11 protein-coding genes and 1 pseudogene are annotated in these 16,487 nt (G+C 71.6%); 8 read left to right on the top strand and 4 right to left on the bottom strand.

The window, feature by feature from the left end; translation table 11 throughout:
- Positions 1 to 7 precede the first annotated feature (7 nt).
- Complete coding sequence (locus tag O7635_RS12780) at positions 8 to 2,740, top strand: LuxR family transcriptional regulator (protein WP_278080626.1); 2,733 nt, start codon at positions 8 to 10, stop codon at positions 2,738 to 2,740.
- 83 nt (positions 2,741 to 2,823) lie between these two features.
- The gene (locus O7635_RS12775; RefSeq protein ID WP_278080625.1) at positions 2,824 to 4,047 is read left to right on the top strand and encodes an EAL domain-containing protein; all 1,224 of its coding nucleotides are present in this window, start codon (positions 2,824 to 2,826) and stop codon (positions 4,045 to 4,047) included.
- Between the two features lie 44 nt (positions 4,048 to 4,091).
- Here O7635_RS12775 and O7635_RS12770 read toward each other — a convergent pair whose 3' ends face one another.
- The 4 genes and pseudogenes from O7635_RS12770 to O7635_RS12755 form a co-directional block, all read right to left on the bottom strand.
- Complete coding sequence (locus O7635_RS12770) at positions 4,092 to 4,619, bottom strand: GNAT family N-acetyltransferase (RefSeq protein ID WP_278080624.1); 528 nt, start codon at positions 4,617 to 4,619, stop codon at positions 4,092 to 4,094.
- Positions 4,620 to 4,680: 61 nt separating this feature from the next.
- Positions 4,681 to 7,707, bottom strand: a complete 3,027-nt coding sequence (locus tag O7635_RS12765; protein WP_278080623.1) for a S8 family peptidase — start codon at positions 7,705 to 7,707, stop codon at positions 4,681 to 4,683.
- A gap of 93 nt (positions 7,708 to 7,800) precedes the next feature.
- Positions 7,801 to 8,220, bottom strand: coding sequence for a restriction endonuclease (locus tag O7635_RS12760; RefSeq protein ID WP_278085462.1), 420 nt, complete (start codon positions 8,218 to 8,220; stop codon positions 7,801 to 7,803).
- Between the two features lie 207 nt (positions 8,221 to 8,427).
- A pseudogene (locus tag O7635_RS12755) lies at positions 8,428 to 8,988 on the bottom strand (restriction endonuclease); the annotation flags it as partial.
- A gap of 450 nt (positions 8,989 to 9,438) precedes the next feature.
- Between O7635_RS12755 and O7635_RS12750 the strand changes: the two are divergent.
- From O7635_RS12750 to O7635_RS12725, 6 genes are all read left to right on the top strand, one after another.
- The gene (locus O7635_RS12750) at positions 9,439 to 10,173 is read left to right on the top strand and encodes an alpha/beta hydrolase-fold protein (protein ID WP_278080622.1); all 735 of its coding nucleotides are present in this window, start codon (positions 9,439 to 9,441) and stop codon (positions 10,171 to 10,173) included.
- A 22-nt stretch (positions 10,174 to 10,195) separates the two neighbouring features.
- On the top strand, positions 10,196 to 11,305 hold the full coding sequence (locus O7635_RS12745) for a calcium:proton antiporter (RefSeq protein WP_278080621.1): 1,110 nt from the start codon (positions 10,196 to 10,198) through the stop codon (positions 11,303 to 11,305).
- Between the two features lie 19 nt (positions 11,306 to 11,324).
- The gene (locus tag O7635_RS12740) at positions 11,325 to 12,413 is read left to right on the top strand and encodes an alpha/beta hydrolase-fold protein (protein WP_278080620.1); all 1,089 of its coding nucleotides are present in this window, start codon (positions 11,325 to 11,327) and stop codon (positions 12,411 to 12,413) included.
- A gap of 2 nt (positions 12,414 to 12,415) precedes the next feature.
- Positions 12,416 to 13,162 (top strand): alpha/beta hydrolase-fold protein, encoded by a 747-nt coding sequence (locus O7635_RS12735; RefSeq protein ID WP_278080619.1) that lies wholly within the window; start codon positions 12,416 to 12,418, stop codon positions 13,160 to 13,162.
- A gap of 16 nt (positions 13,163 to 13,178) precedes the next feature.
- Positions 13,179 to 14,414 (top strand): hypothetical protein, encoded by a 1,236-nt coding sequence (locus O7635_RS12730; protein WP_278080618.1) that lies wholly within the window; start codon positions 13,179 to 13,181, stop codon positions 14,412 to 14,414.
- Positions 14,415 to 14,543: 129 nt separating this feature from the next.
- Entirely contained in the window at positions 14,544 to 16,484 is a 1,941-nt protein-coding gene (locus tag O7635_RS12725; protein WP_278080617.1) for a TetM/TetW/TetO/TetS family tetracycline resistance ribosomal protection protein, read from the top strand.
- Positions 16,485 to 16,487: the final 3 nt, after the last annotated feature.

The following is a 16,487-nucleotide window of genomic DNA, read 5'->3' as shown; positions in this document are numbered from 1 at the left end:
CGCTTGCGTGGCAGTCAACCGCGACCCGGCACCGGTGGGCCGGTCCGACGTGCTCGACCAGCTGCACGCCCGGCTCACCACGGGCGAGAGCGTGGTCGTCTACGGTCCGGCCGGCATCGGCAAGTCCACCGTGCTCGCGGCCTACCCGGCGCGGGCCGGCGACTCGCTGGTGCTGCGGGCCAACGCGGCCGAGGTCGAGTCCGGCCTGCCCTACCTGACGCTGGTCGACCTGTTCGACGGGGTCAGCGGCGAGGGCCTCCCGCGCCACCTGCGTGCCGCGTTCGACGGCGCGCTGCTCCGCGGCGCCACCCCGGTCACCGCACAGGACCAGCTGGCCGTGCGCCTCGCCACGCTCGAGGTGCTCCGCCGGCTGGCCGCCAACCGCACCGTGCTGCTGCTCGTCGACGACCTCCAGTGGGTCGACCCGCACAGCGCCGGCGTGCTGCGGTTCGTGGCGCGCCGGCTGGGCGGCGCCCGGGTCCGGGTGCTCGGCGCCGAGCGCGTCGAGTCGGCCGCCCCGCGGCACACCGACCTGTGCCCGGCGCCGGTCACCGAGCTGCTGCTGGCCCCGCTGACTGAATACGACACCGCCGACCTGCTCCGCGAGCAGTTCGGCCCGGTGCTGTCGCTGTCGACGATCGCCCGCGTGCACGAGGCCAGCCAGGGCAACCCGCTGCTCGCCGTCGAGCTGGGCCGCACCCTGGTCGCCCGCGGCGGCACGATCGGCGTCGACCAGCCCCTCCCCGTGCCCGAGCGGCTCCGCCCGCTGCTCGCCCAGCGGCTGGCCAGCCTGCCCGCGCACAGCGGCCCGGTGCTGCTGCGGGCCGCGGCGGCCGCCCGCCCCACGGTCGCGCTGATCGGCCGCGACGGCGACGCCAAAGCGGGTCTCGAAGCGGCGATGGACGCCGGCCTGGCCACCGCCGGCCCCGACGAGACCGTGCGGTTCGCCCATCCGCTGCTGCGGGAGCTGGTCTACGCCGACGCCACCCCGGCCGCCCGCGCCGCCGCGCACGAGCACATCGCCGCGCACACCGACGACTCGGTCGAGCGGGCCCGCCACCTGGCCCTGGCCCGGCCGCACGCCGACGAGGACCTGGCCGACCAGCTGATGGAGGCGGCCACCACCGCCCGGATGCGCGGCGCCCCAGCCGTCGCCGCCGACCTGGCCGAGCGCGCCGCCGAGCGCACGCCGGCGAAACTGCGGGGGGTCGGCGCCGCACGCCGCTACGCGGCCGCCGAGCACGCGCACGCCGCGGGCCTGACCGCCGACGCGCATCGGCTCGCCTCCGCCGCGCTGGCGGCCTCCGACGACCCGGCGGTACGCGTCGGCGGGCGGCTGCTGATCGTCGACCTCGCCGGCCAGGACCAGTCCGCGGTCGGTCCCGTGCTCGACGCGGCGTTCGCCGACGCCGGCCACGACCCGGCGCTGCTCTGCCGGGTGCGGCACTACCGGGCGCTGAAGGCCTACTACGACGGCGACATCGAGTTCGCCGACGCGGAGCTCAAGCGGGGCGAGGAGGAGGCCCGCGAGGCCGGCGCGACCGACCAGCTGGTGTCCCTGCTGGCCACCCGGTCGCTGATCCGCGGCGCGCACGACCCCGAGAGTGTCCGGCTGCTCAGCCACGCCGCGTCGCTCGCCGCCGACCTGCCGCCGAGCACCGAGAGCGTGCACGCCGCGGCGACCTACGCGCGCGGCCGGGCGTACGCCGGTGACGTGGGCGAGGCGACCCGCGTGATCGAGGCCCAGCGCGACGCGGTGCTGCGCTCGGGCACCCTGCGCGACCTGTCCAGCGTGCTGCTGGCGTCGGCGTCGATCTACTTCCGCGCCGGCCGCGGCCCCGACGCGCTGCGGGCCGGCCGCGAGGGCATGCGGCTGATCCTCGACATGGAGGCGACCCCGGGGCACGGCCTGGTGGTCGGCGCGCTCGGCGAGATGCTGGCCGGCTCGCCCGCGGTGGCGGCCAGCCTGCTGGGGCAGGCGATCGAGGCGTGCTCGGCGGCCGGCGACGAGGACTGGCTCCGGCTCTGCCACGCCGCGCACGGTCAGGTGCTGCTCTTCCAGGGCGCCCCCGAGGCCGCGGTGACCGAATTCCGCAAGGCGCAGGAGCTCGAACGCCGGCACGGCCGCAACGACCCGGCGATCTTCCTCTGGCACGCCGACTTCGTCGAGGCCCTGGCCGCCGTCGGCGAGCTGGCCGAGGCGGGCGAGGTGCTGGCCGAGACCCGCGCCGTCGCCACCTCGTTCAACCGCGATGTCGTCCAACTCGGACTGTCCCGGGCCGGCGCGCTGGTGCGGGCGGCGAGCGGTGAGCCCCGGGAGGCGGCGATCGGGCTGGCGGAGGCGCTGGCCGAGGCGGGCGAGCACCCGTACCCCCTGGAGGTCGCCCGGGCCTGGCACACCCTCGCGACGCTGGAGCGCCGCGCGCACCGCCGCGGCGCGTCGCGGTCCGCGCTGGTCGAGGCGGTCGCCGGGTACGCGGCCATCGGCGCGGCGCCGTGGCTGGCACAGGCCGAGGCCGAGCTGGCCCGCCTCGACGGCGGCCAGGGTCCGGGGCTCTCCGATACCGAGCGACGGATCGTCGAGCTCGTGCTCGGCGGGGCGACCAACCGGGAGATCGCCCGGGCCACTCACCTGTCCGTGAAGGCCATCGAGGCCAAGCTGACCCGCCTCTACCGGCGGCACGGCGTGCGCAACCGGGCTCAGCTCACCCGGGCGCTCGGCGGCTCACCACCGGCATAGCCATTCGCCGGACCCGCGGCTGGCCCTTGGGTAGCGTCGCCAGTGCGAAGGTCTTCACCGGCGCGCAAGGGGGCCTGGTCGCCATGGGTGCGCAGCCGTCACCGGACGACGTGTTCGAGGCGATCCTCCGGGACCGCTCCATCTATCCGGTTTTCCAGCCCGTCGTCTCGATCGCCGACGGGAGTGTGGTCGGCTTCGAGGCGTTGGCGCGGGGTCCGCGCGGCCAGTTCGAGTCGGCGCCGGCCCTGTTCGCCGCCGCGGCCCGGTTGGGCCGCTCACCGGACCTCGACTGGTTGTGCGCGGGCGTGGCGGCCGAGCGTTTCCTGGAGGCGAACCTCGGCGACGCCGCGCTGTTCATCAACATGGATCCGTTCACCCTGCGCGGTCCGTTCCGGCAGCGCCTGCTGGACGTGCTGGCGGACCTCATGCAACGGCGTCAGGTGGTCATCGAGATCACGGAGCGGGCGGTGACCCAGGACCCGCCGGCGCTGATGGACGCCGTGATCCAGGCCCGCAGGCTGTCGGCCCGGGTGGCGCTCGACGACGTCGGCATCGAACCGTCGAGCCTGGCTGCGATGCCGTTGGTCAACCCCGACATCATCAAGATCGATCGTACGGTGGTGCAGGCCCACTCCCCGACGTGGGCGGTGTCCCATGTGGTCAATGCCGTCCTGCACGAGGCCGCCCGCAGCGGCGCGCAGATCCTCGCCGAGGGCATCGAGGACGAGCACCACCTCCAGATCGCCCGCTCCCTCGGCGCGACGCTGGCCCAGGGCTACCACTTCGGTGTGCCGGGACCGCTGCCCACGTCGGTGCCGACCACGTCCGTCGAGCTGGTCCGGGTCACGCCGCGGATGGTGCCCGAGGCGACGCCGTTCGAGATGCTCTCCCAGACGGACCCGACCAACCCGATAACCGAGGCGCTGCTCACGGCGATGACGGGCCACATCGAGAACCAGGCGCTGCACACCGACGACTCGGCCATCCTCGTCGTCAACCTGGCGGACGCCCGCAACCTCGACGACGAGGCCCGGCTGCGGTACGGCTACATCACCACCCGCGGCGTCGAGGTCTACGTGCTCGGCCGCGACGTGCCGGTGGCCCCGGCGGGCCGGGTCCGCGGCGTACCACTGGCGGCGGACGACCCGCTGGCGCACGAACGCTCGGTGCTCTTCATCGGCAGCCACTACGCGAGCGGGGTCTTCGCCCGCGAGTCCGACGGCGGCTTCGAAGCGGGCGTCTGCTATGACCGCGAACGCATCGTGGCGGCCACCCTCCCCCTGGTCCGCCGCCTCCGCACCGGCTAGCCGCCGCCTTCGCCAGCGGTAGCCGCCCACCTCGCCGGCAGTGGTCAACGCAGCGGTTTGTGGTAGACGACGAAGTCGCAGCCGGTGGCGAGGAGCGGCTGGAGCGCCGGGTGCGCCTCCTCGAACGGGTCGCTGCGGACCGCGCGGTAGCCGAGCCGGGTGTACCAGTCGCGCAGGAACTCCTTGACCGGGTGGGTCCAGCCGCGCGGCACGAGCAGCTCGAGCTGCATGGTGGGCAGGCCGCGGTCGCGGGCCCAGTCCTCGGCGAAGGCGACCAGGGCCCGCCCGATCCCGAGACCCCGGTGCGCCGGGTCGGCGACCAGCATCCCGAACTCGCCCTCGCCGCTGTCGAGCCGCTGCAGCCGCACCGCGCCGACCAGCTCGCCGTCGAGCCGGGCGACGGCCAGCTCGCCGGCCCGCACCACCGACTCCATCTCGGCGACGCTGGTGCGCAGCGCACCGGGCTGCCAGATCCCTTTCTCGGCATCGGCGTAAACCTGATTGACCAACTCGGCAACGCGGTTGACGAACGCGTCGTCGGCGTCGCGAGCGATCGAGATGTCCAGCGCCATCGAAGAACCGTATAAGCGAAAGGACGCCCCGGAGAACCGGGGCGTCCTTTCGCACCCTGGGCTACGCCACTACTAGGAGATTGGTGGTCCCCAAGATGGTGGTGCCGTCGGTGTACTCGACGACGCCGAGGTAGCGCTGCCCCGCGGACAGGCCGCTCCACGACGCCGTGACCGTGGCCGCGCCGCCGACCGTGACCGGCTGGCTGGGCGGGGTGACGGTCAGGTTGCCGGCGTTGCCGGACGGGACGACCCAGCTGTCGAGCTTGACGTCGACGGCGCTGGGTGCGGCGAAGAGGTCGACGAAGACGACGTACGTGCCGGGCTCGGTGACCGTCACCGACTCCTCCGACGTGCCGCTCGCGCTCTGCCCGGCCAGCGTCAGGGCGCCGTTGGCACCCTGCTGGTAGACGAACACGTCGATGTCGGTCCCGGCTGGGTAGTCCGCGTCGAACGTCGCGAACCGGGCGACCTTGGTGCCGGCCGGCACGTCGACCGTCACCGAGACGGTGTCGCTCGCCGTCGCCGGCGCGTTGACGTTGAACGCCGTCGCCGGGTTCGGCGTCAGGTTCCACTGGTCGACCTTCGCGGCGACCAGGCCGTGGCCGGCCGCCTCGAGCGTGCCGGAGTAGCCCGCCGTCACCGGCAGCGTGACCTGGCCGGAGACGCCGGTCCCACTCTCCTCCAGCGGCGCCGCGACCGGCACCGGCCGGACCGCGATGGCGCTGCGCACGTCGTGGCCGAGCAGGTCGCGCCAGCGCAGCGAGCCGAAGGACCATTCACCGAAGGCGGCGGTCGTACGCGTGATCGTCACCTTGAACGTCTGCTTCTTGCCCGGCAGCAGCGCGATGATCTTCGGCGAGACGTCCACCTTGAAGCCCGCCGGCGCCTGCACGGTCGGCAGGTAGAGGGCCGGCAGCTTGCTGACGTTGGTCACCGTGCGGGTCAGGGTCTGCTTGCCGGCCAGGTCGCCCACGGCCAGCGACGGGCTGTTGAAGTCGCTCGGGTCGACGGTGCCGACGCTCGGGCAGACGTCCTGGCCGCCCGAGGTGAGGTGCACGCCGATGCCGCACGAGTACTGCAGCCACTGGGTCAGCCCCGAGTCGTACACCAGGCCGGGGTCGAACGCCTTCTTGGCGGCGACCTGGCCCGCGCCCATCTCCAGCGGGTTGGCGTCGCTGCTGTCGGCCTCGTCCTGGATCGGCTGGCCCTCGTTGTCGCGCACGCCGGCCGTGGTCATCAGCGCCGACTTGACCATCATCGGCGACCAGTTCGGGTGCTTGGCCTTGATCAGCGCGCCGATGCCGGCGATGTGCGGGCTGGCCATCGAGGTGCCGCTGTTGGTGTCCCACAGGTTGCCGTTGTGGCTGTCGGGTCCGGTCGCGGCGACCACGTCGACGCCCGGCGCCATGATGTCGGGCTTGAGCAGGTCACCGCCGCTGGAGGTGCCGGGGCCACGACTGGAGAAGGTGGCGACCACGGGGGCGCGGACCTTCGCGTTGCTGGCCGCGGAGATGGTGGCGGTGGGGGTGCCACCGGCGGCGAGGTACGCCTTGACGGCCGCGCCCGCGTTCTGGTCGACGTGGATCGACGGCACCGCGTGGTAGTCCGCGTTGAGCGTGTTTTGCGTCGGGTTGAACAGGATCATGCCGACGCCGCCGGCGTTCTTGACGGCGAGGCTCTTGTCGACGCGGTTGTTGTTGCCGCGCTCGCAGAGCACGATCTTGCCGGTCACCTTGGCCGGGTCGAGCGTGGGCGGGGTGCTGATGCACTGCGCCGCCGCGAGTTCGGCGGTGCCGGGCAGGCCGCTGGCGCGGGCGTCGACGACCGGGGCGGTCACCGCGGTGGGACCGGTGCCGACGCCGTCGAAGACCTCGCCGTTGCCCAGCGTCAGGGTCTTGGTGGCCGAGCGGTCGTGGGTGCCGGCCGCGACGGTCGTCGTCCACGGCATGCCGTTGTCGACAGTGGACGCGCCGGGCCCGCTGTTGCCGGCCGACGCCGCGACGAACACACCGGCGTTGGCGGCGTTGAGGAAGCTGAGCTCGACGGCGCCGAAGCTGTCGTTGTTGTCGCCGATCGAGTAGTTGATCACGTCGACGCCGTCGGCCACGGCCTGGTCGATCGCCTTGACGATGTCGACGCTGTTGCCGACGGACTGGGTGCCGGCCGCGTTCGCGTACAACACCTTGTAGATCGAGAGCCGGGCGGCCGGGGCCATGCCGGAGATGACACCGGCGACGGCGCCGTTGATGGTCGCGGTCACGTTGTGGTTGCCGCCGGCGGTGCTGGCGGTGTGCGAGCCGTGGCCGTAGTAGTCCCGCGGCGAGTCGAACTCACCCGGGTTGGCCTTGGAGATGTTGTTGGACGCGTACCACCGGGCGCCGATGACCTTGTTGTTGCAGGACACCGGCCGCTCGATGCCCGGGTCACAGCTGCCGTTCCACTTGGCGTCGATCGTCGCCTGGTCGCGGCGCGGCGTCGGCAGCGGCCCGAAGCTCGGGTTCTCGGGCCAGAAGCCGGAGTCGATGACGCCGATGATCATGCCCTCGCCGGCCCGCTCGGGACTCCCGAACTGCTTGCGCCAGGCCCCGTCACGCCCGTCGAGCCCGACGAACTCGGGCGTCGTGAACGTCTCGGCGTGCACGATCTCGTTCTTCCAGACGTGGGCCACCCCCGGCGTCCGCTTGAGCCGCTCGGCCTCGGCCGCGGTCAGCTCGGCGGAGAACCCGGCGAACACCAGCGTGTAGTCGAACTTGACCTTGCTGGCACTCACCCCGGCCCGGTCGAGCACGCGGTTCTTGGCCTGCGCCAGATGCTGGCGGTACGCCTTCACGCTCTTGTCGGTGGCGTCGAGCTTGCCACCGGCCGCGGCGCGGGTGGGCGCCAGGCCCGCCACACCACCGTTGTAGGTGGCGGCCGGCGCGTCGGTGGTCTGCACGAGATAGGTCTGCGTCGGCGCGCCCGCCGCCGCGGCCGCCACGGGTGGTGCGGCCTGCGCGTGCGCGCTGGTCAAGGTGAAGGCGGACAGGGTCGCCGCAGCGACCAGCGCAGCCGCCGAGCGACGCCGCCCGGCACGAGGGATGCCCAACATGGACGGCAGACTATGGTCCGCATAGACGCGGGCTGAACCCTCAAAGCTCCCGATGAGGGTCAGGTGAAGGGTCGAGTTTAGGGACATCCCGCCCTAGGCGAACAGGATCTCCTCAGGCCGGCGGTGGGTCACCGCACCTTCATACTCGTCGGTGATGCGGCTGAGCAATGCGTCGATGTCGGTGCCGTGGTCGGTCGCCGCGAGCTGAACCACCTGTTCCACCAGCTCGCGGCCGTTGACAAGCACCAACGGATACTGATCATCGATGATCTCGATCTGGGCCTGCCTGGAGAAGACGCCGGTCGTCACGTAGACGCCGATCCACCCGCGACGCAGCCGCGCCACCACGCGAGCAACCTGATCAGCGCCGATCGAAGTCTTGGAAGACACACATTTCGCTTGCCCAAGCACGACCAAGGGAGTGTTGCTGCCAGTCGTCCCGACGTCAAGGCGACCTACAAAATCAACTCCGCCGTCCCCACCGGACCGGGTAAGCCAGCCGTCGCGGTACACCGCCCCCGAGCCCCCGAGAATCCGCGACGCCAGCCGCGCGGCAAGCAGCTCGAAGGCATGCTTGCGGCCGTCAAAGTGGTGATAGAGCTTCTCGAGGATGGCCTCCTCCTTGGACCCGGGCAGTGGCAGCTGGTCACTTGTCGACCTCACTCGTGAGCTGACAACTCGACGTCTGATCTGCGGTATCGCGCCACGCCCCTCGACGACCCAGCGCCTCCAGGATTCCGGAGCATGCCGCAACCTTTCGACGGACGTCAGGATGGGGTTGCGGTAATCGTCGATCCAGCGGAAATCCATACCGTCCCCCCGATCGGCCAGGTCCAGAACCGCGAGATCGAGTACGAGATTCGGAAAGCTTGATCCACTTGCAGCGTCACGCTGGATGACGTACTCGAGTCGCTCGATGACAGCGACACCGCAGAATTCGACGTGTCCCTTGGGCACGGACTGGCCGCCCCGCTACACCGTGATTGACCGGTAGAGCAGGAGCGGCGGGGCTAGTCGGCGCTCCGCTTCGCTTGGCGCGCCATGTTGCTCCCAGGCTTGCAGCAGCGCTCCGTTGCCGGCCGTGACGCCAGGCATGCCGACTATGCCTGGCTTGTGGTCGCCGAAGTAGCGCACGTGCCCGTGGTCGAGGTCGAACTCGTCATGCCAGGGATTGGTCGCGTGTCCTGCCTTCCATGGGCTCGACCGGATGGCGATGACCGGACGACGTATACCGTCGGGGCCGGTGATCCTGGCCGAGGGGTTGATGCCCCGCTCGAGCATGATCTTGGCTTGCGAGACCCCGGGGCTGGCGGTGACGAAGTGATGATTCGGGTAGCCGTCGATGAGCACATCGATGCGATTGGCGCCCTGGGCGTAGCGAAACACTTCCAACATCCTGACCTTGCGCTCCATCGCCGCATTATGCGAGTCGAGACCAACGGACGAACACAGGCACCTACGCCCGATCGGTTGGCCAGCACGTCGCAGTTTCCGTCCCGTTCAGATACGACCGACGATCTTTTGGCGCATCTCTCCTTCGCGACCGGCATTCCTAGCTGGCCCGACTCGGCCGGTGATGTCGACGCCGTTTCAGTGCACTCGGCCTTCCCGCGAGACCGTCCAAATCGGTGCATAACGGCACCTCATGGCGAGGCGTTGATCAGTGATGTGAGACGTCGGACGTTGTTCAAAGGTGTTGTGGCCTCCGCTGCCGGGATCGGGGTGGCGGCGGTGAGTGGGCTTTCCAGCGCCGGCACCGCCCAGGCCGAGGCCGCCGCCGGGGATGAGCGGCTCGAGCGCAGGCAGTCCAGATCCCGCGGCAAGGCCGTCGACTTCTACACCGCCGTCCCGGCCGGGCACGGCGACGGCAAGGGGCTGCCCGTCTGCATCGTGCTGCACGGGGCCTCGCGGCGGCCCGAGGACTTCGCCGACCTCGGGTTCGGGCGCGCGCTGACCCGGGTCGTCGAGAAAGGCGCGCCGCCGTTCGTGCTGGCGGGGGCCGACGGCGGGCGGCGCGGCTGGCGGCCGCACGAGGGCGACGATCCACAGCGGATGGCGTACGAGGAGATCCCGAACTGGTGTGCCGAACGCGGTTTCGACATCAGCCGGCTCGCGGTGTGGGGCTGGTCGATGGGTGGCGCCGGGGCGTTGCGGCTGGCGCAGACCTTCCGTGGGTTCGTCCGCGCGACCGCCGCCTTTTCCCCGGCCATCGCGCCCGGTGACGACGTCTTCGAAGGCGTCGGCCGGCTGCGCAACCACCCCCTCGGCCTCTGGTGCGGGCTCGACGACCGGCTCCTGGAAAACGTCCGCGCGTTCCAGCTGGCGCTACCCCTGCCCCCGATCGCCGGCGGCTACGACGAGGGCGGCCACAACATGAGCTACTGGCGGAGCGAGATCCCCGACGCCTTCCGGTTCATCGGGTCGATGCTGACGAGGCCGAAGGCGCCGACGCCGAAGGCAACGTGAAACGTCTGGCACCTTTGAACGCATGGCAGCAGGAGTTACCAGACGCACATACCTGACAAACTGGACGGTCAGCGTACCCGTCATCGCGCTGGTCGTGCTTTTCCTCAGTTGGAACCGCGACCTCGCCGGTTGGATGGTCGGGGTGGTCGCCGTCTGCCTGGCCGGCGCCGTCCTCGCTGCCGTGCACCACGCCGAGGTCATCGCCGCTCGCGTCGGTGAGCCGTTCGGCTCCCTCGTGCTCGCCGTCGCCGTCACCTTCATCGAGGTCGCGCTGATCGTCACCCTGATGATCAGCGGTACGCCCGAGAAGACCGCCACCCTCGCCCGCGACACCGTGTTCTCAGCCGTGATGATCACCTGTAACGGGATCGTCGGCCTCTGCCTGCTGGTCGGGGCCCTGCGCCGCCGGGTCGCCGTGTTCAACCCCGAGGGCACCGGCGGCGCGCTCGCCACCGTCGCGACCCTGGCCACGCTCAGCCTGGTGTTCCCGACGTTCACCACCAGCGAGCCCGGCCCGGAGTTCTCCCCCGCCCAGCTCACCTTCGCCGCCGTCGCCTCGCTCGGCCTCTACGGCCTGTTCGTCGCGGTGCAGACCGTCCGGCACCGCGACTACTTCCTGCCGATCACCACCAGCGGCGACGTCGTCGACGCCGAGGAGCACGCCGACCCGCCGAGCACCCGGGCCGCGCTGATCAGCCTCAGCCTGCTCGTGGTGGCCCTGATCGCCGTCGTCGGCAACGCCAAGTCGGTGTCGCCGACGATCGAGCGCGGCGTCGCGGCGGTCGGCTTCCCGCCCACCGTGGTCGGCGTGGTGATCGCGCTGCTCGTGCTGCTGCCGGAGACGCTCGCCGCGGTCCGGGCGGCCCTGCGCGACCGCGTGCAGACCGCCCTCAACCTCTCGTACGGGTCGGCGATGGCCAGCATCGGCCTGACCATCCCCGCGATCGCCGTCGCGTCGATCTGGCTGGACGGTCCGCTCACGCTCGGCCTGCCGGCGACCCAGCTCGTGCTGCTGGCCCTGACCGTGCTGGTCAGCATCCTGACCGTCGTGCCGGGGCGGGCGAATCCGCTGCAGGGCGGCGTGCACCTTTCTCTGCTGGCCGCGTTCGTGTTCCTCGCGGTGCGACCATGACCGCCGTTAAAGTTCTCCGATGGGATGGGTCGACGGCCGGCTGACGTTCCGCTACGCCGATCCGCAGCAGCGGCTGGCCGGCGTACGCCTCGCGCAGCATGCCGGTCTGCCCGGCGACCAGCTGAATTTCACCTACCGCGACCGCGCCTGGATCCTGGACGTGCCGGCCCCGGCGGCGTGGCGCCTGGAATACCAGTTCGAGCTCCGGCACCTCGACGGCGGGCGGGAGTGGGTCAACGACCCCGACAACCCGGCCCGGGTCGGCGGCGCGTTCGGTGACAAGTCGGTGCTGCACCGCGCCGATTACACGGAGCCGCTCTGGCTCGACCTGCCGGCGGCCCGTGGCACGTGGCGCGAGCTGACCGTCCCCGCGCAGACGCTGGGCGCCAAGGTCACCGCGCAGACCTGGTCGCCACCGGGCGCCGGCGACCGCGTGCTGATCGCCCACGACGGTCCCGAGTTCGAGAAGCTGGCCGACCTCGGTCACTACGCGGCGGCGATGGTCGGCTCCGGCTCGCTGCCGCCGTTCCACCTGGTGCTGCTCGGCCCCGGCAACCGCGACGACTGGTACTCCGCCAACAACGCCTACATGGCGGCCCTCACCGGCCCGGTGCTCGAACGGCTGCGCGCGGAGCTCGGCTTCACCGGGAAAGTCACCGGGATGGGCGCGAGTCTCGGCGGGCTCGCGATGCTGCACGCGCAACGCCGGGCGCCGGCCGCGTTCGGCGGGCTGTTCCTGCAGTCGGCCAGCTTCTTCCGGCCGCGGCTCGACCCGCAGGAGTCCGGCTTCCCCTACTTCAACCGGATCACCCGCTTCACCGAGCCGGTCGTCGCGTCCGCGTTCGCCGCGCATCCCGTGCCGACTCTGCTCACCTGTGGCACCGTCGAGGAGAACCTGGCCAACAACAGGGAGATGGCGGAGGCGTTGGCGCGGCAGGGTTATCCGGCCGAGCTCGTCGAGGTGCCCGACGGGCACCACTTCACCGCCTGGCGGGACGCGTTCGACCCGCACCTGACCCGGTTGCTGGCCCGGTCGTGGGGAGAGCGGTCCTGGAGCCTCGGCTCGTGGGGCCCGGGGCCGTGGCGGCGTGGGCAGTCGGGAGGCTGAGCGTGCGGGAACACTGGGTCGAGCTGTTCTCCCCGGCCATCGGCACGGCGGGTTCCGTGGTGCGCTACGGCCACTACGGCCGGCCGGTGCTGGTGTTCCCGTCCGAGCAGGGCCGCGCGAGTGACTTCGCGGGCAACGGCATGGTGGGCGCGGTCGCCGACCTCATCGACGCCGGGCGGGTCAAGCTGTTCTGCGTCGACTCCTACGACGCGGCCTCCTGGGCCTCCCGCGACCTGCCGCTGGAGGAACGGGCCCGGCGGCACGGCGCGTTCGAGTCGTGGATCGTCGACCAGGTCGTCCCCTTCATCCACGACGACCAGGGCGGCGACGGCGCCGACATCGCGGTGGCCGGCTGCTCGATGGGCGCCTTCCACGCGCTCAACTTCGCGTGCAAGCGGGCCGACCTGTTCCCGCTCGCGATGTGCTTCTCGGGCAACTACGACCCGTCGGCCTGGCACGGCTGGGGCGAGCGCGGCGACGCCGCCTACTTCAACAGCCCCGCCGACTACCTGGGACACCTGCACGGCGACCACCTCGACTGGTTGCGCACCCGGTTGTCCGTGCTCCTGGTCTGCGGCCAGGGGCAGTGGGAGGACACCACCGGTGCTCTCGACTCGACGCGGCACGTGGCCGGACTGCTTGCCGCAAAAGGGATCCGGCACGAGCTGGACCTGTGGGGCTACGACGTGCCGCACGACTGGCCGTCGTGGCGGGCGCAATGGGCGCATCACCTGCCGCGTTTCTGCTGACTGGGGAGGTTCGCACGTGGCCGACGTGGAACACATCATCGGGATGCTGCTGGGCACGGAGGACGACTGGCCGCGGGCCTACGAGGCGCTGGTCGACCGGCTCGGTCCGGTCGTCGACGGCGCGGGGCGCAAGCACCGGCTGAAGACCGCCCGGGTCACCATCGAGCCGTTCAATCTGCGTGACAAGCCGCGCCACTCGCTGGTCATCGACCGGCTCGCGTACTGGTACTACCACCCGCGCGAGTGGCTCAAGAAAGTGTCCATGATGGACGACGTCTACCTGCTCAACAGCCCGTTCACCTTCCAGTCGATGGAGAAGCACGCGGCGTACTGCGCGATGATGCGGCTCGGGCTCAAGGTGCCCGAGACGGTGCTCGTGCCCTACAAGCACCCGGTCGAGAACTCGCGTTGGGCCTACACGGCCGCCCGCTACAACCAGACGTTCGACCTCGACGCGATCGCCGACGAGCTGGGCTATCCGCTGTTCATGAAGCCGTACGACGGTGGCGCCTGGGTCGGGGTCTCGAAGATCCGCGACAGCGCCGAGCTGCACGCCGCCTACGACGCGTCGGGCGAGCGGCTGATGCACCTGCAGCAGTCCGTGGAGGGCTACGACGTGTTCAGCCGGTCGCTGTCGATCGGGCCCGAGACGATGGTGATGAAGTTCCGGCCCGAGCTGCCGATGCACGACCGGTACGCCGTCGAGCACGGGTTCCTGTCGGCCGAGACCGGCGACGAGGTGGTCACCATCTCGCGCCTCGTCAACGCGTTCTTCGGCTGGGAGTTCAACTCGTGCGAGTCGCTGGTCCGCGGCACCGAGGTCTACCCGATCGACTACGCCAACGCCTGCCCCGACGTGGCCCTGACCTCGCTGCACTACTACTTCCCGTGGGCGATGAAGGCGCTGCTGCGGTGGACCACGTTCTGCGTGGTGACCGACCGGCGGTTCAACGTCGACCTCAACACCCGGCGCTACTTCGAGATCGCCGACCGCACCGACCTGTCCTACAGGGAGAAGCTGGCCGCCTACCGGAAGCTCGCCGACGAATACTTCGAGACCGAGCGGTACGCCGATTTCTGCGCCTCCCGGCTCGGCCACGTCGACGAGATGGTCTACGACTGGGTGCGCTCGCCGGAGTTCGACAACCTGCTCGTGGAGACGGTGCGGACGACGTACCCGGAGAACGAGCACGAGCGGTTCCTGGCGCACTTCCGCGGCCTCGTCGGCGCGTGGGTGGCCGACCAAGGTTAATTCGCTGGGCCCGACCCGTCCGGCGTGGGAGGCTGGGCGGGTCAGGCGCACCCGACGACAGGAGCGAGGCAATGCGAGGCAGCGAAAACTTCCGCCCATCCGTGCGAGTTTTCGAGGACGCCTCCGCCTATGTCTCTGTCAACCGTCAACATCGGGATCCTGGCGCATGTCGACGCCGGTAAGACCAGCCTGACCGAACGCCTGCTGTTCGACACCGGGGTGATCGACCGGCTCGGCAGCGTCGACTCGGGCACCACCCAGACCGACACCGGCGACATCGAGCGCCGGCGCGGCATCACGATCCGGTCCGCCGTCACGGCGTTCCGCACCGGCGACCGCCAGGTCAACCTGATCGACACCCCCGGCCACCGCGACTTCATGGCCGAGGTCGAACGGGCCCTGTCCGTGCTCGACGGCGCGGTGCTGGTGCTCTCCGCGGTCGAAGGCGTGCAGCCGCACACCCGGCTGCTGATGCGCACGTGCCGGGCGATGCGGCTGCCGACGCTGCTCTTCGTCAACAAGATCGACCGGGCCGGGGCGCGGGAGGCGGACCTGCTGGCCGACATCCGCCGCCTCCTGACGCCGTCGATCGCGCCGCTCGGGACGGTCACGGGCATCGGTACCGCCGGCGCCGCGGTGAAAGCCGGCGCCGGTGATTGGCTGCCGGTGCTGGCCGAGCACGACGAGGCACTGCTGGCGGCGTACGTCGAGGACCGTCCCGTGGCCGCCCCGGAGCTGCGGGCCGCGCTGCGCGCGCAGACCGCCGCCGGGCTGGCGCATCCGGTGCTGTTCGGGTCGGCGATGTCCGGCGCCGGCGTGCCCGAGCTGCTCGGCGCGGTCCGCGACCTGCTGCCCGCGGCGCCGAACGCCGAGCCGGCGACGCGGGCCCGGGTCTTCGCGATCAGCCGCGGCCCAGGCGGCGGCAAGGTGGCCTACGCCCGCTCCTACGGCGGCGCGCTCGCGGCCCGCCAGCGCGTCGAGGTGTTCCGCCGGGGCGCGGACGGCCGGGTCCAGTCCTATCGTGCGCAGCCGACGAGCGTCGCGGTGGTCGGCGATCCGGCGGCGCCCGCGCTGACCGCCGGCTACATCGCGGCGGTGCAGGGCCTGCCCGGTGTGCGGATCGGCGACCAGATCGGCGCGGCCGACGGCCTGGCGGTGGACGCGCACTTCCCGCGCCCTAGCCTCGAGGCGGTGGTCCGGCGGCGCGACGGCGGACCGGCCGGCGACCTGCACGCCGCGCTGTTGCGGATGGCCGACGAGGACCCGCTGATCCACACCCGGGTGACCGCATCCGGGGAGACCGGCGTGCGGCTCTACGGCGAGGTGCAGAAGGAGGTCATCGCCTCGACGCTGGCGGAGACCTTCGGCATCGCCGCCGAGTTCGCGCCGAGCCAGCTCGTCCACCTGGAACGCCCCACCGGCGTCGGCACCGCCGTCGAGATCATCGGGAACGGCTTCTTCGGCACCGTCGGGCTGCGCGTCGGTCCGGGCACCGGCATCGAGTACGACCTCGCGGTCGAACTGGGTTCCCTGCCGCTGGCCTACCACAAGGCGATCGAGGAAACGGTCGTGCAGGCGCTGGAGCAGGGTCTGTGCGGCTGGCCGGTGACCGACGTGCGGGTGACGCTGACGCACAGTGGCTACTGGTCGCCGATCACGGTGGCCGGCGACTTCCGCGACCTCACGCCGCACGTGCTGCTGCAGGCCCTGGCCGCGGCCGGCACCCGGGTCTTCGAGCCGTGCCACCGCTTCGAGGTCGACGTGCCGGCCACGGCCCTCGGCCCGGTCACCGGCGCCCTGGCGCACCTCGGTGGCCGCGTCGACGAGACCACCCCGGCCGGCGAGAGCTGGCGGATCGCCGGCTCGATCCCCGCCCGCGCGGTCACGCAGGCGCAGCGCCGGCTGCCCGACCTGACCAACGGCGAGGGCCTCTGGACCTCGACCCCGGCCGGGGACCGCCCGGTCGAGGGCCGCCCACCCCACCGCGCCCGCACCGACGGCAACCCGCTGGACCGCACGGAATACACCCGCTGGCTGGCGCAACGCGACCTGACCACGAGCCGCCGCTAAAAG

Origin of the sequence: Asanoa sp. WMMD1127, assembly GCF_029626225.1 — a bacterium.
In the GTDB taxonomy this organism is placed as follows: domain Bacteria; phylum Actinomycetota; class Actinomycetes; order Mycobacteriales; family Micromonosporaceae; genus Asanoa.
Note: the sequence above shows the minus strand (reverse complement) of the source record. Positions and strands in the feature narration are given on the sequence as shown.

Coding starts and splice junctions, on each gene's coding strand:
- O7635_RS12775 (WP_278080625.1), top strand. CDS start 2,824: ATGGGTGCGCAGCCGTCACCGGACGACGTGTTCGAGGCGATCCTCCGG.
- O7635_RS12770 (WP_278080624.1), bottom strand. CDS start 4,619: ATGGCGCTGGACATCTCGATCGCTCGCGACGCCGACGACGCGTTCGTC.
- O7635_RS12765 (WP_278080623.1), bottom strand. CDS start 7,707: ATGTTGGGCATCCCTCGTGCCGGGCGGCGTCGCTCGGCGGCTGCGCTG.
- O7635_RS12745 (WP_278080621.1), top strand. CDS start 10,196: ATGGCAGCAGGAGTTACCAGACGCACATACCTGACAAACTGGACGGTC.
- O7635_RS12740 (WP_278080620.1), top strand. CDS start 11,325: ATGGGATGGGTCGACGGCCGGCTGACGTTCCGCTACGCCGATCCGCAG.
- O7635_RS12725 (WP_278080617.1), top strand. CDS start 14,544: ATGTCTCTGTCAACCGTCAACATCGGGATCCTGGCGCATGTCGACGCC.